The organism is Thauera sp. WB-2 (assembly GCF_027594845.1).
GTDB classification, from domain to species: domain Bacteria; phylum Pseudomonadota; class Gammaproteobacteria; order Burkholderiales; family Rhodocyclaceae; genus Thauera; species Thauera mechernichensis.
The window spans coordinates 3543507-3566354 of sequence record NZ_CP088935.1; the positions used below are offsets into that span (position 1 = coordinate 3543507).

The following is a 22848-nucleotide window of genomic DNA, read 5'->3' on the forward strand; positions in this document are numbered from 1 at the left end:
TCCTCCCGATCACGACAACCAGCGCTTGCGGCGCTTGTAGTGCTTGATGTCGCGGAAACTCTTCATCTCGCCGTGCCCGCCCATGCCGAGATAGAACTCGCGCACATCCTGGTCGGCGGCCAGGCGCTCGGCCGGGCCGTCGGTGACGACCTTGCCGTTCTCCATGATGTAGCCGTAGTGCGCCACCGCCAGCGCCACCGAGGCGTTCTGCTCGACCAGCAGCATCGACACCTTCTGCTCGGCATTGATGCGGGCAATGATCTGGAAGATGTTCTCGACCAGCAGCGGCGCCAGGCCCAGCGAGGGCTCGTCGAGCAGGATCAGCCTGGGCCGCGCGATCAGCGCGCGGCCGATCGCCAGCATCTGCTGCTCGCCGCCCGACAGGTAGCCGGCCAGGCCATTGCGGCGCTCGTACAGGCGCGGGAAGTACTCGTAGACCAGCTCGTAGTCGGCCTTCGCGCCGCTGCGCCCGGTGAGCGCATAGGTGGCGGAGACGAGGTTCTCCTCCACGGTCAGGTCCTCGAACACGCGGCGCCCTTCCATGACGTGGAAGAGCCCCGCGCGCACCAGTTCGTGCGGCTTCGAAGCCGCCAGCGGCTTGCCTTCGAAGCGGATCTCGCCACGCGTCAGCTCACCGTTCTCCAGCCCCAGCAGGCCGGACACGGTCTTGAGCGTAGTGCTCTTGCCCGCGCCGTTGGAGCCGAGCAGCGCGACGATCTGCCCGCGCGGCACCGACAGCGACAGGCCGCGCAGCACCTGGACCGCCTTGTTGTAGATCACCTCGATGTTGTTCACCTCAAGGACGGATTCGGCCGCACTCATCGCTTACTCCAGCACGATCCAGTCGGAGGCCGGCACCATGCGCTTGGCCTGAACGTCGGCACGGTAGATGCGCCCGACCGGAATGGTGTTGCCGCGGATGGAGATCGGCACGCCGATCAGGCCGCCGGTGTCGAAGTTCTCGATCGAGTTCAACGCCGCCTTGAGGTTGGCCGCGCTCATCTCCTGACCGGCGGCCAGCGTGCGGCGAGCGGACTCGGCATACAGCATGGCCGACAGGAAGCCCTGGATGTAGGGCACGTTCTGGTACTCCGTGCGCATCGAGCGGATCTTCTCCAGCATCGGCGCCGGTGCGGAGTCGTCGTAGTAGTAGTTGTACGGCATCACGCCCATGAAGCCCTCGGCGGCTTCGCCCATCTGCATCACGGTGCTGTTGTCCATGGTCCAGAAGGTGCCCATGAACTGGGTCTGCAGACCCAGCTGGCGCGACTGGCTGATGAACTCGGGGATCGGCCCCAGGATGTAGCCATGGAAGATGGTGTAGTCGGCGCGCGCGCGACGCAGCTTGGCCATTTCGGTCGACACGTCGACCGCACCCGGCGGGGTCATGATCTCGATGGCGACGTTGAGCCCCAGTTCCTTGGCCACGCCGCGGCTGCTCTCGATCGGATCGCGGCCGAACTCGGTGTCGGAGTACACGAAAGCCACTTTGGCGCCCGGCTTCTGCTGGGCGATGTAGCGCAGCAGGATGCCGAACTGCTGGGTGTAGTCCGGGCCGGCGATGAACTGATAGGGGAATTTCTGCGGGTCGTTGAGCTCGGTGGCGAAGGAGGCCCCCGACATGATCATGCTGCCGGCGCGGTCGAGTTCGGGGTTGATGGTCTTGCTGAAGGCGGTGGAATCGCCGTAGTAGAAGTTCACCTTGTTCTGGCTGGTGATCTTCTTGAACGCGGCCACCGACTGGTCGACCTTGTAGGCGCTGTCCTCGGGCACATAGCGCAGCATGTGGCCCTCGATGCCACCCGCATCGTTGGTCATCTTGACGTAGTCCTGGATGCCGGCATGGATGCCAATGCCGGCGAAGGCGAACACACCGCTCATCGGGATCGAGCCGCCGATGACGATTTCCTTGTCGGCCGCCTGCGCAGCCGGCAGGCCGACGGTGGCAGCCAGCACGGCGCTGGCGAGCAGGCTCTTGAGTACGGTTCTTCTCATGCTTGTCTCCTTCTCTTTGTGTGTGGTGATGCGGTGAGGCGAGGAAAACTCAGGCGCGGAACGGCCAGAGGTGGAAGAAGCGACGGATGCGGCGCCAGATCTCCTGCAGGCCGAGCGGCTCGAACACCAGGAAGCCGACGATCAGCGCGCCAAACACGATGGTGCGCACCGGCGACAGGATCAGCGTGGCGTCGGCCGAAAGCGGTAGCCAGCCAACGATGAGCTTGAGCGCCTCGGGCACCATGGTCATGAAGACCGCACCGAGGATGGCGCCGAGGATGGTACCCATGCCGCCGACGATGACGGCGGCGAGGAAGAAGATCGACATGATCAGCGGGAAGCTCTCCGGCGTGACCACGCGGAAGAAGTAGGCCCACATGCCGCCCGCCACCCCGGCATAAAAGGACGACAGGCCGAAGGACAGCAGCTTGTAGCGCAGCAGCGGGATGCCCAGCACCTCGGCCGAGATGTCGCGGTCGCGGATCGCGATGAAGGCGCGGCCGATACGGGTGCGGAACAGGTTGGCCGCGCCCAGCACCATCAGGGCGGTGATCGGCACGAACAGCCAGTACAGCCGGAACGAAGTGTCGAAGCTGACGCCAAGGATCTCCGCCGGCGCCACCGTGATGCCGGCGTGGCCGCCGGTAACCGAGTGCCAGTTGGCGAACACGAAGTGCAGCACCACCGAGGCGGCGATGGTGGCGATCGCCAGGTACAGGCCCTTCACCCGCAGCGAGGGCAGGCCCACCACCAACCCGCCGAGCATGGCGACGAAGCCACCGGCAAGCAGGTTGAGCAGCACCGGCGTGCCGAGCTTCTGCTCGAGCGCCGCCACCGTGTAGGCGCCGATGCCCATGAAGGCAGCCTGTCCCAGGCTCACCAGTCCGGTATAGCCGGTGAGGATGTTGAGCCCGGTGGTGCTGGCGATGTTGATCGCGACCAGGCAGGCGAGGTACAGCCAGTATTCGTCGGCGAAGAAGGGGAAGCCGAGCAGCGCGACGGCGAGGACGGCCAGCCAGGCGTGCTGGGTGCGGCTGTCGAACAGCGACTCGTCGTGACGATAGCTGGAGCGTGCGGTTCCGATGCGCATTACAACCTCTCGATTTCGTGGGTGCCGAACAGGCCGTAGGGACGGACCAGCAGCACGACGATCAGGATCATGAAGGTGGCGAGCAGCTTGTATTCGCCGCCGAGAAAACCACCGGCGAGCGACTCGACGACGCCGATGAGGAGCCCCGCGACCAGCGCGCCGAGCACGCTGTCCAGGCCGCCGACGATCACCACTACCAGCACCGACAGGCCGAACACGCCCATCGTCGAGGAGATGCCGCCCACCGCGCCGACGATGACACCGGCAATAGCCGCGATCATCGCCGCCACCGTCCAGGACAGCGAGAAGACCCTGGGCACGTTGATGCCCATCGAATAGGCAGCCTGCTGGTCCGAGGCCGTCGCCCGCAGCGCCACGCCGCCGCGCCAGAAGCGGAACACCGCCAGAGCAACCGCAATCAGCGCGGCTGCGACGAGGAAGCCGTAGAACACCTTGGGCGGCACGAAGGCCTCGCCGATCATCACCGGCGCGCTGGGCATGAATTCGGGCAGGCGGCGCGGCTCGGAGGTCCAGATCAGCTCGACCACGCCGACCAGGATGGAAGCCAGCCCCACGGTGACCATGAACACCGAGATCGGCGACTCGCCGAGCATCGGCCGGATCGCTACGCGTTCGAGCAATGCGCCTGCCATGCCGCTGCCGATCACCGCGACCAGGATCGCCAGCCACATTGGCAGGTTCATCGCCGTGGCGAGGCCGAAGCACAGGTAGGCGCCGATCATCAGCATCTCGCCGATGGCCAGGTTCACCACCCGCGTGGCCTTGTAGATCATCACGAAAGCGAGACCGGTCAGCGCGTACAGGCCACCGGCGCCAAGGCCGGCAAAGACGATCTCGGTCAGGAAAAGCCAGTCGAAGTCCATCTCAGGCCCCCACTGCAAGAGGTTGATGAAGGCGCTGGCGCAATTCCGAGACGTCACCCGAGCCCAGGTAGGCCTTGATCACCTCGGGGTTGGCTTGCACCTCGGCCGGCGTACCGTCGGCGATGACCTGGCCGAAGTTGAGCACCACGACGTGGTCGGACAGGTCCATCACCATGCCCATGTCGTGCTCCACCATCAGCACCGTCACGCCCCACTCCTCGCGCACGTCGAGGATGAAGCGCGCCATATCCTCGGTCTCTTCGCGGTTCATGCCGGCGACGGGTTCATCGAGCATCAGTACCTTGGGCCGCATCGCCAGCGCGCGCGCCATCTCGACCCGCTTCTGCAGGCCGTAGGACAGCACCGACACCGGCATGTGGCGGATGTGGTCGATCTCGAGGAAGTCGATGATGCGTTCCTCGACCTCCTGGCGCAGCTTCATCTCCTCATGCCGGGCGCGGCCGAAGTAGAACAGCGCATCGAGCACATTGGTGCGCAGGTGGGCGTGGCGGCCGAGCTTGATGTTGTCGAGCACGGTCATGCCGCGGAACAGCGCGATGTTCTGGAAGCTGCGCGCCAGGCCCAGCTTGGCGCGCTCGGGCGGCCGGGTGGCGGTGATGTCCTCGCCCTGGAAGCGGATGCGTCCCGTAGCGGGCTTGTAGAAACCGGAGATCGTGTTGAACAGCGAGGTCTTGCCTGCGCCGTTCGGACCGATGACGGTGGTGATGGACCCTGGAGCAACTTCGAAGCCCACGTCGGTCAGCGCCTTGATGCCGCCGAACGACAATGTGAGCCCCTCGACCTCGAGGATCGGATTGGCCTTGCCTGGATGCACTTGTCTCCTCCTGCCAGGCGCCTCGACAGAGACGTCCTGCGCGTGCTGTGCTTGATCTGCCCGCTGGCAGCGCCACACACGGCGCAGCTCAGCATTGGCGGGGCATTAATTTTTTTACTGCCTCGATTTGCAGTCCATACTAGGCAGTACGGGCCAGGTTGTGGATGACAGAACCGGCCTATTGATTGACATTTCCTGCCAACCCCTCGACACACCTTTGCCATGAGCGAACGCCTGAGTGCCCCCTCCGTCACGGTCTCGATCCGCATGGTCAGCCAGCTTCTCGACCGGCTCGGTGCACACCACACGCGCGCGCTCGACTGCATCGCCCGCGCAGGCATTGCCCCGCCGCTGCTGGACCAGGAGTCGGCGCGCGTGACCGTCGAGCAGTTCGCGTTGTTCTATCGCACGCTGGCAATCGAGCTCGACGACGAGACACCGGGCATGTTCTCCAGGCCGCTGCGCGCCGGCACGCTCAAGTTCCTGTGCCTCGGCATGCTCGACGCCGCGAACCTGCGTGTTGCGCTACACCGCTTCTGCTGGTTCTTTCGTCTGGTGCTGGACGACCTGCACTTCGAGATGGGGGAAGAGGACGGACTGACCCGCATCGCGCTGGTGGAGCGCACCGACCTCGGTCACCACCGCATCCTGATCCTCGAGTTGATGCTGATGCTGGTGCAGGGCATCGCGTCCTGGATGATCGAGCGCAAGCTGCTGTTCGCGCGTGTGGACCTCAACTACCCCGCCCCGGCGCATGCAGGCGAGTACATCAACATGTATGCCGGCCCGGCGCGCTTCGACCAGGCGCGGACCGCGCTCTTCATCGAACCGGTCTTCATGGACGCGCCGATCCGCCAGGACAAGGCCTCGCTATCGGGTTTCCTGCGCAAGGCGCCAATGGACTGGATCCACGTCTCGGTCAGCGAGCGCCTGTTCACCCACCGCGTACGCGACCTGCTGGAGGCCAACCTCGGCCAGCCCCAGAGCGTGGAGGACGTCGCGCGCGCCCTGCACGTCTCGCCACGCACGCTGGCACGCCGGCTCGACGCCGAGGGCACGCACTTCCAGGCCGTGAAGGACGCCCTGCGCCGCGACGTGGCGATCGCCCGCATCTCACGCACGGATCAAGCCATCGCAAGCATCGGCGCCGAGCTCGGCTTCGACGACCCGGCAGCCTTCAATCGCGCCTTCAAGCAATGGACCGGAACCCCGCCCGGCAGCTACCGGAGGCTCGTCGCCGTGCCCGCCGCACGCGTGCGCTCACGCGCGGCGACCTGAGCCAGCGCTCTCAATGCCTCGACCAGGCGCAGCACGTCACCGCGAAAGTCCGGGTCCGGTCTCACCGGCAGAGCGTTGCGGTAGGCCAATGAGGCCAGTGGTGCAGGCAGTTGTGCGGCGCTCGGCATGCGCGCCCCCTGCACCAGCAGTGGCACCACGTTCTGGCCGCGCGCAAGTGCCATCTCCACCTCCAGCCTGACCATGTCCTCGGTATCGTCGATGCGCGGCCGGCCATCGGCGCCGGCCAGCGTCAGCCAGGCCGGGCCGATGACGACGAGCACGACCTCGGACTGGTCCAGCGCAGTACCGATCACCTCGCGGTAGTCGGCACCCGCTGACTGACGCTCGACGTCCAGGAAGATGCGCTCAGGCACGAAGGCCTGGCACAAATGGTCGTGTATGCGCCCGACGCTCTCGCGGCTGTCGTCGCGGCGATAGGACAGGAAGATGCCAAGCGAGACCCGCGGCTCGTCGGCAATCTCGCCGCTTGGCCAGAATGCCAGGCGGTGACTGACGAAGGCAGCGTAGGCCGCCAGCACCGCCATACAGGCGACGAAGTAGCCGCCGGCCTCGGGGCGTGCGAGCGCAAGCAGGCCGAACAGCACCGCCGCAGCCAGAGCCATGCCGGCCACGACGAAGCCGACCCGACGGGCACCGGGTCGGCGCAGGATCACCAGCCGGCCAAAGGCGAACGCCGCCACGGCCACCGCCCCACCGGCGGCGCCAAGCACCCACTGCCCCGCCGCACCGGCGTAGGGCAGCAGGCTCAGGCCGCCCGCCGTAGCCAGCAGACTGACCAGCGCCGTCAGCATCGACACGATGCCCAACCGCCGCAGCAGGAACCGGCCGTCGCCACGCGTCACCGTCATGCCTGCGCCCCCTTTGCTACTGCGCCAGCGCCTGCCACAAGCCCCCCTTCTCCAGATGCACACGCCCGGGTACATCGCTCGGCGCCCGCACTTGCCCAGCCTCGCGCTCGTCGCGGCGCGCGAACTCATAGATCAGCGCGCTGGCGTAATGCTCGGCCGAGTAGGCTTGGGCGGCGATCGATGGCGGCAGGCGCAAGCCGCCGCCGCCCACCCACTCACGCGCCACGGCTTCGGACGGCGGCTGCGGCGTGGCGGCGAAGTCCTGGTCGGTGACGACGAAGACGATGACGCGGTAGCGCCCGGGTGGCGCGTTGAACAGCGCCGTTATGCGCTCCAGAAAGCTGCGTCCGGCGCCTGCTGAATCCGCACTCCAGCGCGCTGGCGGTGCGAAGGGGCTGGCATCCGGGTGGATCTTCTCGGCGCGCGAGGCAAGCGCGAATCCACCGGGTACGCGGTAATAGCTGCGTTCGACGTAGCCTGCAAGATCGAAGGCGTCCTCCAGATGCTGCGCCGCGCCACCCAGTGTGGCGGGCTCCTGTGGCGCAAGCCAGGCACGTTCGAGCAGGGCGAATGCCGAGTAGCGCGGCGGCGGCCAGGGAAAGGCAGGCAAGACCGTCGGCTCAGGCCGGCTGGCGGTGGGCGGCGAGCCGTTGGCCGCGGCCGGTGGCCGGACAACGGCCGGGCGGTCGATCACGCTGGGCGGTTCAGGCTCAGCTGCGGGCGGAGGCGGGGGCGGTGGTGCCGGCTCGTCGATGGCCGGTGCCTCATCCCGCGGCTCGCTCCCTGCAGGTGCTTCATCAGGCGGCGCGCTGGTTTGCGGCAATTCGCCGGCAGAACAGGCGGCGAGCAGCAAGGCTGCGCACAGCATACAGATCACCTGCGCCCAGGCCCGCCAAAGGAGTGCCACTGCCGGGCGAGCCTGTCGACCGTCCGGACGCTTGCCGGGCACTATGGACAACGGCTCCTTCGCTTGCCATGTCGACATGGATCAATCCTCTCGTGGCTCCTGTTTCAATCTAGGCCAGGATGCCGCCCTGCGCGAGGCCATCGACCCCGACGCCGGCAGTTGCTGCAGCCGGGCACGGTTCGCCGTACACTTGCGAACCCAAGCCCATGCCGAGCCGCACGCCTGCCCCATGACATCAGAACACCCCGAAATCCGCCCCGGGCAGTCGATCGAGCTGCTCAAGCAGCTCCACATCCTGACCCGCGACGGCAAGCTCAACCAGGACAGCCGGCGCAAGCTCAAGCAGGTCTACCACCTCTACCAGTTCATCGAGCCACTGCTGGCCGAGGCGCTCGCTGCACGCGCTGACATCCAGCTCGTCGACCACGGTGCAGGCAAGTCCTACCTCGGCTTCATCCTGTACGACCTGTTCTTCCGCCACCAGGCGCCCGCAGGCCGCATCCATGGCATCGAAACGCGCGAGGAACTGGTGATGAGCTCGCGCCGGCTCGCCGACAAGCTCGGCTTCTCCGCCGGCATGCGCTTCCAGCACCTGAGCGTGGCCGACTCGATCAGCTCCGAGCGACTGCCCGCGCACATCGATGTGGTGACCGCTCTGCACGCCTGCAACACCGCGACCGACGACGCCATCCACTTCGCACTCGCCCGCCAGGCCCGCTTCATCGTGCTGGTGCCCTGCTGCCAGGCCGAAGTCGCCGCCGCCCTGCGCCGCAACAAGCAACAGGCATTGGCGCAGCCGATCGCCGAGCTGTGGCGCCACCCGATCCACACCCGCGAATTCGGCAGCCATGTCACCAACGTGCTGCGCTGCCTGCAGCTGGAGTCGCATGGCTATCAGGTGAACGTGACCGAACTCGTCGGCTGGGAACACTCGATGAAGAACGAGCTGATCATCGCCAGCCAGAAGGGCGCACCGCGCCGCCAGGCCGCCGAGCGGCTGCGGGTGCTGCTCGAAACGCTTGGCCTGCAAGCGCTCGCGCCACGATTCTTCACGGGCGCCTAAGCCCCGCCCCTCCTCTCCGTCCGACCCGCCATGTTCCGCTCCCTGCGCTCGCCCGACGTCCTGATCACCACGCTGGCCGCGGCCGGTATCCTCATGATCACCATGGGCACGCGCCAGTCGCTCGGCCTGTTCGTGAGCCCGATCAACAGCGCCACCGGCCTGGGGATCGCCGCCATCAGCCTGGCGATGGCCATCGGCCAGCTCACCTGGGGCGCCATCCAGCCCCTGGCGGGGGCAGTGGCCGACCGCCATGGGCCGCGCCCGGTGCTGCTCGCCGCAATCGTGCTGCTTGCCTTGGGCACGGCGGCGATTCCCTTGATGGACTCGGCCTTCGGCCTCACCATCGCGATGGGTCTGGTGATGCAACTCGGCGCGGGTGCGGCGAGCTTTTCGGTGCTGATCGGCGCCGCAGCCCAGCGCCTGCCGGCCGAGGCGCGCGGCTCGGCCTCCGGGGTCATCAACGCAGGCGGCTCCTTCGGCCAGTTCGTGTTCGCACCGCTGCTGCAAAAGCTGATCCAGACCTTCGGCTGGATCAACGCCCTGTGGGCAATGGCACTCATGAGCCTGGCCGCGCTGCCGCTGGTCGGCAAGCTCACCCGCGCGGCGCCGCGCGCGGAACAGCACGCCGACGACCATGGTATCGGGCGTGCGATCGGAGACGCGATGCGCGACCGCAGCTACCTGCTGCTGCACCTGGGCTTCTTCACCTGCGGCTTCCACATCGCCTTCCTCGTTACCCACCTGCCGGGCGAGGTGGACCTGTGCGGCCTGCCGCCTGCGGTAGCGAGCTGGTCTCTGGCCATCATCGGCCTGGCCAACATCTTCGGCAGCCTCTACGCCGGCGCCTGCGTATCGCGCTACCGCAGCAAGTACGTGCTGGCGGCCATGTACGGCTCGCGCGTGCTGCTGATCGCGTGGTACCTGGCGATGCCGTCCGCGCCCTGGGTGTTCTACGTATTCGCCGCCGGCCTCGGCTTCACCTGGCTGGCCACTGTGCCACCCACGGCCACGCTGGTGGGCAAGCTGTTCGGCGTGCGCTACCTCGGCACCCTGTTCGGCCTCACCCTGCTGTCGCACCAGGTGGGTGCCTTCTTCGGCGCCTGGCTGGGCGGGCTGGCCCTGGTGGAGTTCGGCGACTACCGCTGGATGTGGTACGCCGACATGGCGCTCGCCGCGCTCGCCGCGGTCATCAACCTGCCGATCCGCGAAGCCCGTATCGCGCAGCCGGCGGCGGGTGCTGCGGGCTGACGCGGCGGCCCGGCTACGACGGCCGAACAGGAGCGTTCGATATGCCCCAAGCAGCGCAGATCAGGATCCCCGCCACCTACATGCGCGGCGGCACCAGCAAGGGCGTGTTCTTCCGCCTGCAGGACCTGCCCGAGCGCTGTCAGGAGCCAGGCGAGGCGCGCGACCGCCTGTTCCTGCGCATCATCGGCAGCCCCGACCCCTATGCCGCTCACATCGACGGCATGGGGGGCGCCACCTCCAGCACCAGCAAGTGCGTGATCCTGGCGAAGAGCAGCCGCCCCGACCACGACGTGGATTACCTCTACGGCCAGGTCGCGATCGACAAGGCGCTCGTAGACTGGTCGGGCAACTGCGGCAACCTGTCCACCGCCGCCGGCGCCTTCGCCCTCCACGCCGGCCTGGTCGACCCGGCACGCGTGCCGCGGAACGGCGTGTGCGCGGTACGCATCTGGCAGGCCAACATTGGCAAGACCATCATCGCCCATGTCCCGGTCACCGACGGTCAGGTGCAGGAGACCGGTGACTTCGAACTGGACGGCGTGACCTTCCCGGCCGCCGAAATCGTGCTGGAGTTCCTTGACCCGTCCGAGGACGGCGCTGGCGAGAACGGCGGCGGGTCGATGTTCCCCACCGGCAACCTGGTCGACGAGCTCGAGGTGCCCGACGTCGGCAGCCTGAAGGCGACGCTGATCAGCGCCGGCATCCCCACGGTGTTCGTCAACGCCGAGGACATCGGCTACCGGGGCACCGAGCTACGCGAAGACATCAACGGCAATCCGGAAGCGCTCGCACGCCTCGAGAAGATCCGGGTGGCCGGCGCGCTGCGCATGGGCCTGATCAAGACCCCTGAAGAGGCCGCCACCCGCCAGCACACGCCAAAGATCGCGTTTGTTGCCCCACCCAGGGACTACCTAGCCGCAAGCGGCAAGGCGATACGGGCCGGGGACGTCGACCTGCTCGTACGCGCGCTGTCGATGGGCAAGCTGCACCACGCCATGATGGGTACCGCCGCAGTGGCCATCAGCACCGCTGCGGCCATTCCCGGCACGCTGGTCAATCTCGCCGCCGGTGGCGGTGAGCGCAACTCGGTCCGCTTCGGCCACCCCTCCGGCACCCTGCGCGTAGGCGCCCAGGCGCGGCTGGTCGATGGCGAGTGGCAGGTCTCCAGGGCCGTCATGAGCCGCACGGCCCGCGTGCTGATGGAAGGCGCGGTGCGCGTGCCCGGCGACGCTTTCTGACGCTGCAGCAAGGCCACGCTGCCGGCCAATGGTTGGCGCACGAGCTCGCACCGCGCTGCGCGCGTCAACGCAGCCGCTGTGCCAGTTCGTCGAGCGGGACCGGCTTGCCGAACAGATAGCCCTGGAAGAACCTGCAGCCTTGCTGGCCAAGCAGTTGCTGCTGTTCGCGCGTCTCCACGCCTTCGGCGATCACCTCGAGCCCGAGCGCGTGGCTCATTGCGATGATCGCCTGCACGATGACGGCATCGTCGGCGTCATCGATGATGTCGCGTACAAAGGCCTGGTCGATCTTCAACTGATCGAGCGGGAGGCGCTTGAGATACTGCAGCGAGGAGTAGCCGGTGCCGAAGTCATCCATCGAGAAGCGCACACCGAACGCACGCAGCGCCTTCATCTTGACGATGGTCGACTCGATATCCTCGAGCACGGTGCTTTCGGTCAGCTCCAGCTTGAGCCTGCGCGGCGGGGCACCAGTACGCTCGAGGACGCCGCCGACCTGCTGCACGAAGTCATCCTGGCGGAACTGCCGGGCGCTCACGTTGACCGCGATGCTCAGCTGCGCCGTCCGCGCATCGCCAGCCCAGGCAAGCAGTTGCGCGCAGGCGGTCTCGAGCACCCAATGGCCGATGGGAAGGATCAGCCCGGACTCCTCCGCGAGGCCGATGAAGGCCGCGGGCGGTACCAGGCCGCGCACCGGATGCCGCCACCGCAGCAAGGCCTCGACGCCCCGCAGGTTGTCGTTCTCGTCAACCTGTACCTGGTAGAACAGCTCAAGCTGGTCACGCTCGATCGCGAGCCGAAGCTCGGACTCGAGCGCGATGCGCTCCTCGAGTCGCGCCTGGATGACCGGATCGAAGAAGCGCAGGTTGCCCCGGCCTTCGCTCTTGGCCTGGTACATGGCGTTCTCGGCATGCCTGAGGGGGTCATCCAGATTGGCGAGTGGCGTGCCGAAAAGGCTCGCACCCAGACTGGCGGTCGCATACAAGGACTCGCCATCGATCTGGAATGCCCCCGCGAACGCCGCCAGGACCCGCTCTGCGCAGGCTTCGACCTCGCCCACCGCGCTGCCAGCGTCCGCACCGATCGGCCCCAGCAGAATGGCGAACTCATCCCCCCCCAGATGCGCGAGGGTATTCCCTTCGCCAACGACCGACTCGAGACGGGCGGCCACTTCGACCAGCAACCTGTCACCGACACCATGTCCGTAGGCGTCGTTGACGCGCTTGAAGTCGTCCAGGTCGAGAACGATGACGCCCGCGTGGCCAAGGTGCTGCTCGCAAGCACGCAACACGCTGCGCATGCGTTCGCTCAACAGCCGCCGATTGGGCAGACGCGTCAGCGGGTCGTAGAAGGCGAGCTGAAAGGCCTGCTCCTCGGCACTGCGCTGGCGTTCGATGGCATTGCGAAAATTGAGCAAGGTACCCGCGATGCGGGCGAATTCGCCTCGCCCGCCCTCGTACATTGCCTCGATGCGTGGCAGCGGGATCTTTGCTTCGGCACTGCGTGCAAGTGTGCTCAAGGCATCGGCGATATCCACCATGTGCGAGCCGGCACGGCGACCAAGCAGGCTCGCGGTCACGAACAGGCCGATCAGGATGATCAAGCCGGTCAGCAGAACACCGCGGAAAGCGTCGTCGAAGCGTGCTACCTGGGCGGCATTGCGGTCGCGCGCCCGCTCGGCGAGCAGGGACACGATCCTGCTCGAGAAGATCGAGAACTCGCGGTGCTCGATCTGCGCCTGGTCGAGAAAGTCTGCGGCCACCCGTGGATCGACGGCAATCACATCCGTGGTCATGACGATGAATCGCCTGTACTCGCCGAACGAGTGGATGAGCTGCCGCGCGCTGTTGTGGTTGGCGTCGATGACCAGCTCAGACTCGGCCAGGCGCCGAACACGCTCACCCAGCGCCGCCAGCTCTTCGACGATCCGGGTGTGCATGCGGTAGAGCTGCAGCTCGTCGAGTTGCCCGGACTTCGCGCCATCGAGCGCAACCGCCATCTGGCGCTGGATAAGACCCATGTCGCGCGAGAAGCTCGCAGCCTCCTCGATCACGACCAGATCTTCGTCCTGGGCCGCCGAGGACAAGTCAAACTGCTCGCGCACACTGGAGAGCGCGCCGTAGTTCACCATCAGCGCCACCAGCACGACGATTCCAAGGGGCAAAAGCAGCAGTAGCAGCACGCTGCGGCCGGCTTTCATGACCGCCTCCGGTGCACGCAGGGCATGCCCACGGACGATCGGCCAATGCGGACACCGCCATGCCACCTCATCGTCACGGCTCCAGCCCAAGCGCCTGCAGCAGGCCCACCCAGTGCCCAGGCTCGATGCTTGCCACGTACTCGAAAGCACCTCCGTCGGCAGCGCCCAGTGGCCTGAAGATCACCATGGTCGCCTCGCGCGGCAGGTAATCCATGATCTCGGCGATATTGGGTCCATGTGCGACCACGACACGGTTGTCGCCGCTCACATCGACCGGCGTAGACAGCCACTCCCGCGTCCGCGCGACGGCAGGCGCCTTCTCCGCCTCGGACATGGTCGCGGTATACATCAGACGCGGGTCTACCTCGACGGGTGCCTGGAAAACCCGACGGGCACTCTCCCTGGCGCGGCAGAACGGGCTGCTGATCACCTTCGAGTACGGCACTCCGAGCCGCGCGAAGTTGGTGCCGATACGGTCCAGAGCGGCACGCCCGGCGTCGGAGAGCGGTCGCTGGCTGGCGCAATCGTCTATCTGCACCGGAATGCGGTCGGGGAAGCGGGCATCGGTCGCGCCATGGCGCATGTAGATCACGAACCCACCGCCGCGCAGGGCCTCGATATGGGCGGGAGACGCCGGTACGACCTCGAAGGACGAGCGTGCAGGAGGCGCGTCGGCAGCGACGGCCGGCAAACCGAGCGCCGCCAGGCACCCGAATACAAGCACAAAGTAGGAACGGACGAACGACATGTCAGCATGCATCTTGGGTCATGGATCGGCTGCAGGCCGCATCCGGCGCAGAGCCACTCGTTTGCCCGCAGGCCTGCCGATTATGCCGCCTCAAGATGGGTTGCAGGCAAAAATAGTCACAAGCCGCTCATGGTTTTTGGGCTGCATCACGCTGCGAGGTCGCACACCGCCTCACGCAGGCGGATCCAGACTAGCGGCCGAGGGCTTTTCTGCGCAGCGACGCGGCTGCCGCCATGAGTGCAAGCACCACGATCATCACCGCCGGATAGACCTGGTCGAGCACGAGCGCGAGGCCGAAGGCCAGCACATGAGCGCTCGCGCCCAATATGGCGGCCTGCAGCACTGCGGCGCGCAAACCTCTGGCACTTGCCCACACCGACCAGGCCGGGATGAGCACGAGCGCCAAGGTGACGAAGATGCCGCTGGCCAGGGCGCCGGTGGCGAGGATCGCTACCACGGCGAGCTCGCGCGCGAGCGCATGCGCACGTCCGGGAGCGCCGGGCAGCCAGGGCAGCAGCTGATGAGCCAGCAAGGCCTTGGACACGCCGCCGAGCACGGCGGCACCAAGCGCACCGACGACACCATGGGCGACGGCGTCCCGCCATTGCACGAGCAGCAACTGCCCCTCGACCGCGGAGGCCGACAACAGCCGTGCCTGGGCGTGGTTGTCAGCGAGCAGCAGACAAGCACTCCATGCCAGCAGCAGGACGAGGAGATGACGCGAACTCGCCACGGCCGCGACTGGCTTGATGAGCCACAGGCCCGCAACGGCCACCAGCATCGCCAGCCCCCAGGCACCGATGAGTAGCGGCCAGCCAGCGATGGCGGCGAGCATTGCGCCGAGCACTGCGACCTGTGCGTGGCTGAAAGCCGACAGCGCCTCGTCGCGCAGGCGCAGGATTACGCCGAGCGCCGCGAGCACGGCAGACATGAACAGGCCGAGCACGAAGCCGGGCGCAAAGAGCAGTAGCTGTTCAAGCATCGGTGATGGCCTGGAGGCGGACGTGATGTGCGGACTCGACGGTCTCGGCGTCGTGCGTGACGACCACGATCGCAGGGCCGCCGGCACGCGCCGAGGCGGTCGTCAGCCAAGCCACGAAGACATGGCGGCTCGCTGCATCGAGATACTGGGTCGGCTCATCGAGGAGCAGCAGATCGCAGGGCGTGGCGAGCGCCATTGCGAGCAGCAGACGCTGGCGCTGGCCGCCGCTGAGCCGGTCAACACGCTGGCCACGGTCGTCCGGCACCCACGCGTGCGCGAGTTCGGGCATGCCCGCCAGGGCAAGCAGGTCGGCGACGCTGAACGGCCCCGCCGGCAGCTGCGCAGCGTGCTGGCTGAAATGGCAGACGCGCAGGGCGTGCGCACGCTGCACCGTGCCGGCGAAGGGCGCCTGCTCCCCGGCCAAGGTGCGCATCAGGCTGCTCTTGCCAACCCCGTTGTCCCCGCTCACGAGGGTGACGGAACCCGCCTGCAGCGCAAGGTCGAGCGCTGCGAACAGGGGCGCAGCGAGCCCCGCTTGCAGGCCGCGCGCCTGGAGCAGCGCCGCCGCACTCATTGCGCGAGGCTGTCCACCCAGTGCTCGATGAGAGCGAAGTAGCTCTCGGCGTCGGCCGTCGCGGGCTCGAGTGCAAGCGCATGCAGCGGCCAGCCGAGTTCATCGGCAACCCGTCGTGCCGGCGCCTGCGGCTGGTAGTTGGCGAGCACGATCGTGCCGACCTGGCCGCGCTGCTGCTCGATCAGACGCGCCAGATGCGCGGGGCCGGGCGGCACGCCGGGCTTCTCCTCGACGAAGCCGACCAGCTCGACCGGCAGCCATTCGGCGAAATAGTCGAACTCCTCGTGATGCGCAACCAGGCGCAGCGGCGCACCGAACCGCGCCCGCAGCGCGGGCAGGCGGCTGCGCAACGCATCCTCGAAAGCGGCCGCAGCGGCCTCGAAAGCGGGCGCAGACTCGGGCGCCAGCGCCGCGAGGCGGTCGGCGAAGGCATGAGCAACAGTGATCATGCGCGGCGGCGACAGGTTCAGGTGCGGGTTCCCCTCGCCATGCACATGGCCGCCCAGCGCCGGGTCGAAGCGGGTCGGGCGCAGGTGAAGCGGCTCGGCGGCAGCGAAATACCCGGGCTGCCCCTTGCGCAGGCGGGGGTTGGCGGCTGCGTCGAGCGCCGCCGGCAACCAGCCCTCCTCGAGTTGGGCGCCGACCGCCAGCACGAGGTCGGCCCGCCGCAAGTGCGCGATCATGCTCGGACGCGCATTGAGCGTGTGCGCATCGCGGTCGGGCGCGACCAGCACCTGCACATCGACACGATCGCCGCCGACCGTGCGCGCGATGACGCCCATCGACGGCGTGGTGGCAACCACGATCAGGCGTGGCGCCTCAGCCAGCGCGGCCGAAGGCGCCAGCGCGATACCGAAGGCCACGGCCACGGCAGCGAGGAAGGCTTTCATCAGGACGCCTCGCCAGCTCAGAAGCGGTGCGCCGGATGGCTACCGAACAACGCGTTGAGCTGGAGCATGAACATCCAGCTGCCGTCCTGCGCCACCGCCGCCTCGCTGCCGTGGGCACGCTGACCGGCGAAGTCCTCGCGGGTGAGCTGAGCACGCACGAAGACCGTTTCGCGCGCGCGCCAGGTGACTTGTGCGCTGTAACGATAGGAGCTGTCCTCTTCGCCGAGTGCGCGCGGATGGAACTTGACGACCTTGTTGTTCAGGCCAAGCGCTTCGGCGCGCACGCCTGCCTCCCAGCGCGGCGCAAAGCCATACACAGCCTCGATGTAGGCGCCGTCCTGCTTCTCGGTGTAGTTCAGCCAGCGCGCACGGTTGCCGCCGCCAGCACCGACATCGCGCTCGACGTAGTAGTACTCGCCGCCGATACGCCAGTTGCCTTCGCCATGCGAGCGGCCGGCGTCGTAGCGGTACATCAGGTCGGCGCCGGCGAACCAGGCATCGCCGTCGATGTAGTGGGTGTGGTCGCCGTGGGCATCGACGCGCACGTTCTGGCGTGACGTACCGCCAGACACCCCCGCCTGCAGCGCATAGCGGTCGCCAAGATCTGGACCGAACTTGGCGAATGCGGTCAGCAGCCGCGGGCCGCTCTTGCGCGCGGACAGGGCGCCGTCGTCGTAGCGGTCCAGGCCTTCGCCGTTGCCCTGCAGCACTTCGACCCCGAGCATCGCGAAGCTGCGCGTGGGCAGCGTGTAGCTGAGCTGTACGCCGCGCTCGAGCAGCCCGTGGTCACCAAACAGGTACTGGTTTACCAAAGGACGCTCGACGAAGGACCAGTCGTGCGGATGGCGGCTGTTGACGTAGCCGATGTCGGACAGGAACTTGCCTGCCTTGACGCGCAGGCCGGCCGGCAGTGCGCGGGTGACGAGGTAGGCCTCCTCGACCTTCACATCCTCGTCGTCGAAACCGATGGTGAGCACGCCGTCGAACAGGTCGGTGCGCGCACGCAGACCGATCTCGGAATGTCCGGCGTTGAAGCCGTTCTCGAGTGCGTGCGAATGGCCGTGGTGGTGGCCATGGTCCTCGTCGCCGTGGGCATGGCCGAACCCTGCCGGCGTACCCTCCTTGCCGGAGTAACGGCGGGCGAAGATCCCGTCGAGCGTGAGCGATGCGTCGAGCTCGACCTCGCCGAGCTTGAGCGAGGACTGTGCCTGCACAGGCAAGGGTGCGGCGGCGAAAAGCGCCAGGGCAAGGGGTGCCAGCGCAGCAGGACGAAGGATGTTGTGCATGTTCAACCTCGGATGGAAGTCAGGGCCGTGAGCCGATGAGGCCGCGATGGTAGGGGCCTGTCTTCGTTTTTGCAAGTATGTTGCAATAAACTGATAGCATCGATGGCGTGCCACCCGGGCGACACCATCGGGATGCACAAGCATGGCAACACCCTGCAGGCTGCACGAGCGCGCAGGTTTGACAGCCCGTCGACCGGCACGCTAACCTGCGCGCCGTTCATGGTTGTCTGCCCTAACCAGCAGACATGAAAAGGGAATCCGGTGCCGCGCCCCGCGCGCTCAACCCGGAGCTGCCCCCGCAACTGTAATCGGCGAGTCCTGCGCCCTCTCTGCCACTGGAATCTTTCCGGGAAGGCTGGCGCAAGGCGATGACCCGTGAGCCAGGAGACCTGCCATGCACATCACCTTCAACAGTTTGGGGCGGGGTGTCCCTGACAAGAGGCATGGCTCACACCATTTCACTTGCTCGTTTTCCTGACGGCTCGAGTGCAGTGCACGGCGCGTCCGTGCGCATGGCGCCGCACGCCTGTCCGTCGGAGATCCGCCCTGCCCGCACCGGACCTCCAACATGGCAAAACGATTCCGCTTTCCCCCCACCCGTCTTGCGGCAGCCATTGCGCTTGTCGTTCATGCGCCGGTCTTCGCGCAGGTGACGCTGTCACCGGTCGAGGTCAGCGCCAACCGCGACGCCCCCAGCCTGTACTTGGACGAACCGAGCACCACCGGTAGCCGCGCGGGCGTCGCCGCGCGCGAACTGCCGGCCACGACAAGCAGCGTGGACAGCACACAGATGCAGGAGCGCGGCGACTTCCAGGTGCGCGAGGCCATCACGCGCGCCACCGGCATCACGGACATCGGCTCAGGCGGCACCGGCGGCCTGTCGTTCTCGGCACGCGGCTACACCGGCACCAACTCGGTCGGCATCGCCGAAGACGGCATACGCATTCAGACCGGGGCAGGCACCCAGAACTATCCTGGCAGCGCCTGGGGCTATGAACGCGTCGAAGTGCTGCACGGCCCGGCATCGGTGGTGTTCGGCAGCGGCACCGTGGGGGCGACCATCAACGCCGTACGCAAGGAGCCCAGCCGCGTTGCTGCGCAGGAGCTCATGGTCGCCGCCGGCAGCGATGGCGTGAAACGGCTCGGCCTTGGTGCCACCGGCGCACTCGGCGAAATCGCCTCCTACCGCGTCGATGCCTACGGGACCCACATCGACGGCTACCGCGACCTCGGCAACTCGCACGGCGGCAAGATCATGAACCGCCTGCGCCTGCAGCCCCGCAGCGACCTGCGCATCGACCTGACCGCAGACCACAGCGTGCAGTACCCCGAGCGCTACTGGGGCACGCCGCATGACAACGGCCGCATCCTGCCCGAGCTCAGGCGCGAGAACTACAACGCCGCAGATGCCGTGATCCGCTATGAGGACACCCGCCTGCGCGCGCGTGCCGACTGGCAGCTCGACGAGCGGATCGCGCTGAGCAACGAGATCTACCGCCTGGAGTCGCAGCGGCGCTGGATGAACATCGAGAACTACAGGCTCAACCTCGCCGCCGACCGGGTGGAGCGCAGCGACTACCTGCATATCCAGCACGAACTGGTACAGACCGGCAACCGGCTCGAGGCAGCACTGAAGCACGGCGCACACCGCGCGGTGGTCGGCTGGGAGGCTGCCCGCGTGGACTTCCGCCACATCAACAACTCACCCTACAGCGGGTCGTCGAACGTCAGCATCCGCGATCCGCAACATGGCAACTGGCTCAGCCCCGACCCGACGCTGGCCAAGTTCGATACCGCATCGACCCTGCACGGCTTCTATGCCGAGGACGCCTGGCAGCTCGGCGAGCGCTGGCTCGTGCTCGCCGGCTTCCGCCACGACCGCGCCCGCGTGGACCGCGACGAACTGGTGGCAGGCACCGACTTCAGCCGCACGCTCAAGGGCAACGCCTGGCGTGTCGGCCTCACCCACTTCCTGAGCCACGACACCAGCCTGTATGCGAACTACGCGACCGGCCATGACCCGGTCACATCGATGATCTCGCTCAACCTGGCCAACGCCGACTTCAAGCTGACCCGCGGCAAGCAGGTCGAAGTTGGCGTCAAGCAAAGGCTGGCCGACGGGCGCGGCGAGTGGACGGCCGCGTTCTACCGCATCGACAAGGACGACATCATCACCCGCGACCCCGACAACTCGGCCCTTTCGATCCAGGGCGGCAGCCAGTACTCGCAAGGCGTTGAGCTGGCTGCTGCGATCACTCCGTGGAAGAGCCTGCGCCTGGAGGGCAACATCACCCGCTTGCAGGCCGAGTTCACCGAGTTCAACGAACGCGTCGGCGGCGTTGCGGTCTCGCGGGCCGGCAAGGTGCCCGCCAACGTACCCACCCTGGTCGCCAACCTTTGGGGCCACTATCGCATCGGCGCGGTACAGACCTCTGTCGGGCTGCGCCACGTCGGCAAGAGCTACGCTAACAATGCCAACTCGCTGGCAATTGGAGCCTATACGGTCGCGGACGCGAGCATCGCCTGGCAGATGGATGCGCGCACCACGCTGCGCCTGCTCGGCCGCAACCTCGCCGACAAGGTGTACGCGACACGCACCTACAACAACCAGTTCATCCTCGGCGAACCGCGGCGCTTCGAGCTGGTCGCCGAGCTGAAGTTCTGACATGACCCAAGGCAGACTTGCGCGCTGGCTGCATCTGGCCCACCGCTGGCTGGGCGTCGGGCTCGGCCTGATGGCGCTGCTCTGGTTCGTCTCCGGCCTGGTCATGCTGTTCGTGGCCCGGCCGCAGCTTGACCAGACAGAGCGCCTGGCCGCGCTGCCTGTGCTCGACCCAGCAGGCGTGCGCGTCACCCCTGCCGCCGCCTGGCAGGCCCTGGGCCTGCCAGGCCAGCCACAGGCGATCCGGCTGAACGCAGCCGACGGCCGCCCGGCCTACCGCATCCTCGCCGGGCAGCACTGGCATGCGGTCGATGCTGCCACGGGGGCGGTGCTGCCGGCGCCCGACGCCGAGGCCGCACGCCGCCTGGTGCAGGCTTTGGCGGACGGGCACGAAGTCGCCCGCGTCGCCGCGGTGGAGGTCGATCAGTGGACCGTCTACCGCCGCTTCGACGCCCTGCGTCCGTTCTGGCGCGTCGAGCTTGGCGACGGACGCCACTTCTATGTGTCCATCCGCTCGGGCGAGATCGCACTCGACACCAGCACCGCCGAACGCGCTTGGAACTGGCTCGGCAGCGTGACGCACTGGATCTATGTCACGCCTTTGCGGCAGAACACCCCGCTGTGGCGCAACGTGGTGCTGTGGGCGAGCTTCCTGGCCCTGGCGCTGACGGCCACCGGCTTCTGGCTTGGCTGGCAGCGCCTGCGCATCAAGCGCCGTTACAGCGGCGGCCGGATGACACCGTACCGCGATCCCTGGAAGCGTTGGCACCTCCTGGCGGGCATGGCAAGCACGCTCATCCTGCTCGGCTGGCTGCTCAGTGGCTGGCTGTCGATGGCACCGTTCGGCCTGGCATCCGGCCCACAGCGGATCGTCGGCAACACGCTACCGGCCATCGCCACGCTGGGCGCACTGCCGCAGCCGGCACCCGACAGCCGCGAACTGGAATGGAGCGGTCTGGGAGGCCATGCGCTGCGTGTCGACCGCCAGGCGCAGGGTTCGCGCATCGTCATCGACGGGCAGTCCGCGCAGGACAGCCTCACGCTGGCCGACATCGACCAGGCGCTACAAGCCATTCCGGGCATCACCATCGCCCGCATCGCATGGCAAGCGGAGGCGGATAGCCGCTACTACGCCCTGCGCCACCACCCGCGCACCTTCCCCGTGGTACGCGTCGAACTCGGGGACGAAGCCGCCACGGTGCTCTACATCTCGCCACGCAGCGGCCACGTTGCACACACCAGCAACCGCCACGACTTCGCCCAGCGCTGGCTGTACCAGGGCCTGCACCGCCTTGACTTCCCCTACCTCGCCGCCCGTCCCCTGCTCCGGGATGCACTGATCATCGTGCTCTCACTGCTGGGCATCGGTTTCTGTCTCACCGGCTGCCGTCTCGCCTGGAGCCGGCTCGTTCGCTGACACAGCGGCCAGCCGTGACACCGGCCGCCCCCCTGGGGGCGCCGGAGCGGCTCTCCTCACCCCTCTCCTGCGCTGCTGCATGTCATCCGCGCGCCTGTTGCGCGCGCCTTTCATGGCGTTCGAGCCATCGCATCCGTCATACAAAAACCTGGTCCATTGATTAGTATTAGCTTATATTAATGAGCGCTTAACCACCCAGCAAAGGAGTTTCACCATGAAGAAGACCCTCGTCGCTCTCACCATTGCGCTTGCTTCCAGTGCTGCCCTCGCCGACAAGCAGCCGGTCACCGTGGTACTCACCGCCCAAAGCACCATGACCCAGGGCATGGCCTTGGTGCTCACCAACCAGATGCAGGAGCAGGGTGCGCAGGTCCATGTGCTGCTCTGCGACCATGCCGGCGACCTGGCGCTCAAGGACGCGGGCGGCGAAGCACTGAAGCCCAACAACGTGACGCCGGCGCAACTGCTCGACGCCGCGCTCAAGAAAGGCGCCACCGCATCGGTGTGCGCGCTCTACCTGCCCAACAGCGGCAAGACCGCGGAAGACCTCAAGGACGGTATCAAGGCGGCCAAGCCTGCAGAGATGGGCGCGGCCCTGCTGGAACCGAACCGCAAGGTAATCGGTTTCTAAAGGCCCTTTCGTACCAGGCGGCCGTGCCAGCGCGCAGCTGGCCCGGCCTTC

Annotated in this window: 20 protein-coding genes and 1 riboswitch; of the genes, 7 read left to right on the forward strand and 13 right to left on the reverse strand. The window is 67.2% G+C overall.

Annotated elements, in window-relative coordinates:
- Positions 1 to 9: 9 nt before the first annotated feature.
- From LQF09_RS16220 to LQF09_RS16240, 5 genes are read right to left on the reverse strand one after another with little or no spacing between them, the layout of a single operon-like run.
- On the reverse strand, positions 10 to 822 hold the full coding sequence (locus LQF09_RS16220) for an ABC transporter ATP-binding protein (protein WP_002925937.1): 813 nt from the start codon (positions 820 to 822) through the stop codon (positions 10 to 12).
- A 3-nt stretch (positions 823 to 825) separates the two neighbouring features.
- Complete coding sequence (locus LQF09_RS16225; RefSeq protein WP_270068441.1) at positions 826 to 1995, reverse strand: ABC transporter substrate-binding protein; 1170 nt, start codon at positions 1993 to 1995, stop codon at positions 826 to 828.
- Positions 1996 to 2044: 49 nt separating this feature from the next.
- A complete protein-coding gene (locus tag LQF09_RS16230) occupies positions 2045 to 3085 on the reverse strand; it encodes a branched-chain amino acid ABC transporter permease (RefSeq protein WP_002925934.1) in 1041 nt (346 codons plus the stop codon).
- Entirely contained in the window at positions 3085 to 3969 is an 885-nt protein-coding gene (locus tag LQF09_RS16235; RefSeq protein ID WP_002936443.1) for a branched-chain amino acid ABC transporter permease, read from the reverse strand. The genes LQF09_RS16230 and LQF09_RS16235 overlap by 1 nt, the downstream gene beginning before the upstream one ends.
- A gap of 1 nt (position 3970) precedes the next feature.
- Positions 3971 to 4804: an ABC transporter ATP-binding protein gene (locus LQF09_RS16240; protein ID WP_002925932.1), complete on the reverse strand. Its 834-nt coding sequence runs from the start codon at positions 4802 to 4804 to the stop codon at positions 3971 to 3973.
- 222 nt (positions 4805 to 5026) lie between these two features.
- Here LQF09_RS16240 and LQF09_RS16245 point away from each other — a divergent pair, with 222 nt between their 5' ends.
- Complete coding sequence (locus LQF09_RS16245) at positions 5027 to 6082, forward strand: AraC family transcriptional regulator (RefSeq protein ID WP_002925931.1); 1056 nt, start codon at positions 5027 to 5029, stop codon at positions 6080 to 6082.
- Here the strand turns inward: LQF09_RS16245 and LQF09_RS16250 are convergent.
- Together LQF09_RS16250 and LQF09_RS16255 are read right to left on the reverse strand one after the other, a co-directional pair.
- The gene (locus tag LQF09_RS16250; protein WP_002925930.1) at positions 6025 to 6951 is read right to left on the reverse strand and encodes a toll/interleukin-1 receptor domain-containing protein; all 927 of its coding nucleotides are present in this window, start codon (positions 6949 to 6951) and stop codon (positions 6025 to 6027) included. The two genes, LQF09_RS16245 and LQF09_RS16250, sit on opposite strands and share 58 nt — an antisense overlap.
- A 16-nt stretch (positions 6952 to 6967) precedes the next feature.
- A complete protein-coding gene (locus LQF09_RS16255) occupies positions 6968 to 7645 on the reverse strand; it encodes a hypothetical protein (RefSeq protein ID WP_232433223.1) in 678 nt (225 codons plus the stop codon).
- Between the two features lie 442 nt (positions 7646 to 8087).
- Here LQF09_RS16255 and LQF09_RS16260 point away from each other — a divergent pair, with 442 nt between their 5' ends.
- From LQF09_RS16260 to prpF, 3 genes are read left to right on the forward strand one after another with little or no spacing between them, the layout of a single operon-like run.
- Positions 8088 to 8921, forward strand: coding sequence for a class I SAM-dependent methyltransferase (locus LQF09_RS16260; RefSeq protein ID WP_270068442.1), 834 nt, complete (start codon positions 8088 to 8090; stop codon positions 8919 to 8921).
- 30 nt (positions 8922 to 8951) lie between these two features.
- The gene (locus LQF09_RS16265) at positions 8952 to 10169 is read left to right on the forward strand and encodes an MFS transporter (protein WP_002925926.1); all 1218 of its coding nucleotides are present in this window, start codon (positions 8952 to 8954) and stop codon (positions 10167 to 10169) included.
- A gap of 41 nt (positions 10170 to 10210) precedes the next feature.
- Positions 10211 to 11407, forward strand: coding sequence for a 2-methylaconitate cis-trans isomerase PrpF (gene prpF / locus LQF09_RS16270; protein ID WP_270068443.1), 1197 nt, complete (start codon positions 10211 to 10213; stop codon positions 11405 to 11407).
- Between the two features lie 64 nt (positions 11408 to 11471).
- Here prpF and LQF09_RS16275 read toward each other — a convergent pair whose 3' ends face one another.
- The 6 genes from LQF09_RS16275 to LQF09_RS16300 form a co-directional block, all read right to left on the reverse strand.
- On the reverse strand, positions 11472 to 13607 hold the full coding sequence (locus LQF09_RS16275; protein ID WP_270068444.1) for a putative bifunctional diguanylate cyclase/phosphodiesterase: 2136 nt from the start codon (positions 13605 to 13607) through the stop codon (positions 11472 to 11474).
- 73 nt (positions 13608 to 13680) lie between these two features.
- Entirely contained in the window at positions 13681 to 14355 is a 675-nt protein-coding gene (locus LQF09_RS16280) for a histidine phosphatase family protein (RefSeq protein ID WP_232433222.1), read from the reverse strand.
- 190 nt (positions 14356 to 14545) lie between these two features.
- Entirely contained in the window at positions 14546 to 15337 is a 792-nt protein-coding gene (locus LQF09_RS16285; protein ID WP_270068445.1) for an ABC transporter, read from the reverse strand.
- Positions 15330 to 15911, reverse strand: coding sequence for an ABC transporter ATP-binding protein (locus LQF09_RS16290; protein WP_270068446.1), 582 nt, complete (start codon positions 15909 to 15911; stop codon positions 15330 to 15332). Before LQF09_RS16290 ends, LQF09_RS16285 begins: the two co-directional genes overlap by 8 nt.
- Positions 15908 to 16801 carry a metal ABC transporter substrate-binding protein gene (locus LQF09_RS16295; RefSeq protein ID WP_270068447.1) on the reverse strand — a complete coding sequence of 298 codons (894 nt, stop codon included), beginning with the start codon at positions 16799 to 16801 and terminating at the stop codon, positions 15908 to 15910. The genes LQF09_RS16290 and LQF09_RS16295 overlap by 4 nt, the downstream gene beginning before the upstream one ends.
- Before the next feature lie 17 nt (positions 16802 to 16818).
- Complete coding sequence (locus LQF09_RS16300) at positions 16819 to 18087, reverse strand: TonB-dependent receptor (RefSeq protein ID WP_270068448.1); 1269 nt, start codon at positions 18085 to 18087, stop codon at positions 16819 to 16821.
- 203 nt (positions 18088 to 18290) lie between these two features.
- Positions 18291 to 18498, forward strand: a riboswitch (cobalamin riboswitch).
- A 157-nt stretch (positions 18499 to 18655) separates the two neighbouring features.
- Between LQF09_RS16300 and LQF09_RS16305 the strand changes: the two genes are divergently transcribed.
- The 3 genes from LQF09_RS16305 to LQF09_RS16315 all read left to right on the forward strand — a co-directional run bounded on the left by LQF09_RS16305 (position 18656) and on the right by LQF09_RS16315 (position 22797).
- On the forward strand, positions 18656 to 20752 hold the full coding sequence (locus LQF09_RS16305) for a TonB-dependent receptor (protein WP_270068449.1): 2097 nt from the start codon (positions 18656 to 18658) through the stop codon (positions 20750 to 20752).
- Position 20753: 1 nt separating this feature from the next.
- Complete coding sequence (locus tag LQF09_RS16310; RefSeq protein WP_270068450.1) at positions 20754 to 22166, forward strand: PepSY domain-containing protein; 1413 nt, start codon at positions 20754 to 20756, stop codon at positions 22164 to 22166.
- 214 nt (positions 22167 to 22380) lie between these two features.
- Positions 22381 to 22797, forward strand: coding sequence for a hypothetical protein (locus LQF09_RS16315; RefSeq protein ID WP_270068451.1), 417 nt, complete (start codon positions 22381 to 22383; stop codon positions 22795 to 22797).
- Positions 22798 to 22848 lie beyond the last annotated feature (51 nt).

What these genes read in the sequence shown, in the direction of transcription:
- LQF09_RS16220 (WP_002925937.1), bottom strand. Translation starts at nt 822, where the DNA reads ATGAGTGCGGCCGAATCCGTCCTTGAGGTGAACAACATCGAGGTGATC.
- LQF09_RS16225 (WP_270068441.1), bottom strand. Translation starts at nt 1,995, where the DNA reads ATGAGAAGAACCGTACTCAAGAGCCTGCTCGCCAGCGCCGTGCTGGCT.
- LQF09_RS16230 (WP_002925934.1), bottom strand. Translation starts at nt 3,085, where the DNA reads ATGCGCATCGGAACCGCACGCTCCAGCTATCGTCACGACGAGTCGCTG.
- LQF09_RS16235 (WP_002936443.1), bottom strand. Translation starts at nt 3,969, where the DNA reads ATGGACTTCGACTGGCTTTTCCTGACCGAGATCGTCTTTGCCGGCCTT.
- LQF09_RS16245 (WP_002925931.1), top strand. Translation starts at nt 5,027, where the DNA reads ATGAGCGAACGCCTGAGTGCCCCCTCCGTCACGGTCTCGATCCGCATG.
- LQF09_RS16250 (WP_002925930.1), bottom strand. Translation starts at nt 6,951, where the DNA reads ATGACGGTGACGCGTGGCGACGGCCGGTTCCTGCTGCGGCGGTTGGGC.
- LQF09_RS16260 (WP_270068442.1), top strand. Translation starts at nt 8,088, where the DNA reads ATGACATCAGAACACCCCGAAATCCGCCCCGGGCAGTCGATCGAGCTG.
- LQF09_RS16265 (WP_002925926.1), top strand. Translation starts at nt 8,952, where the DNA reads ATGTTCCGCTCCCTGCGCTCGCCCGACGTCCTGATCACCACGCTGGCC.
- prpF (WP_270068443.1), top strand. Translation starts at nt 10,211, where the DNA reads ATGCCCCAAGCAGCGCAGATCAGGATCCCCGCCACCTACATGCGCGGC.
- LQF09_RS16275 (WP_270068444.1), bottom strand. Translation starts at nt 13,607, where the DNA reads ATGAAAGCCGGCCGCAGCGTGCTGCTACTGCTGCTTTTGCCCCTTGGA.
- LQF09_RS16280 (WP_232433222.1), bottom strand. Translation starts at nt 14,355, where the DNA reads ATGTCGTTCGTCCGTTCCTACTTTGTGCTTGTATTCGGGTGCCTGGCG.
- LQF09_RS16285 (WP_270068445.1), bottom strand. Translation starts at nt 15,337, where the DNA reads ATGCTTGAACAGCTACTGCTCTTTGCGCCCGGCTTCGTGCTCGGCCTG.
- LQF09_RS16290 (WP_270068446.1), bottom strand. Translation starts at nt 15,911, where the DNA reads ATGAGTGCGGCGGCGCTGCTCCAGGCGCGCGGCCTGCAAGCGGGGCTC.
- LQF09_RS16295 (WP_270068447.1), bottom strand. Translation starts at nt 16,801, where the DNA reads ATGAAAGCCTTCCTCGCTGCCGTGGCCGTGGCCTTCGGTATCGCGCTG.
- LQF09_RS16300 (WP_270068448.1), bottom strand. Translation starts at nt 18,087, where the DNA reads ATGCACAACATCCTTCGTCCTGCTGCGCTGGCACCCCTTGCCCTGGCG.
- LQF09_RS16305 (WP_270068449.1), top strand. Translation starts at nt 18,656, where the DNA reads ATGGCAAAACGATTCCGCTTTCCCCCCACCCGTCTTGCGGCAGCCATT.
- LQF09_RS16310 (WP_270068450.1), top strand. Translation starts at nt 20,754, where the DNA reads ATGACCCAAGGCAGACTTGCGCGCTGGCTGCATCTGGCCCACCGCTGG.
- LQF09_RS16315 (WP_270068451.1), top strand. Translation starts at nt 22,381, where the DNA reads ATGAAGAAGACCCTCGTCGCTCTCACCATTGCGCTTGCTTCCAGTGCT.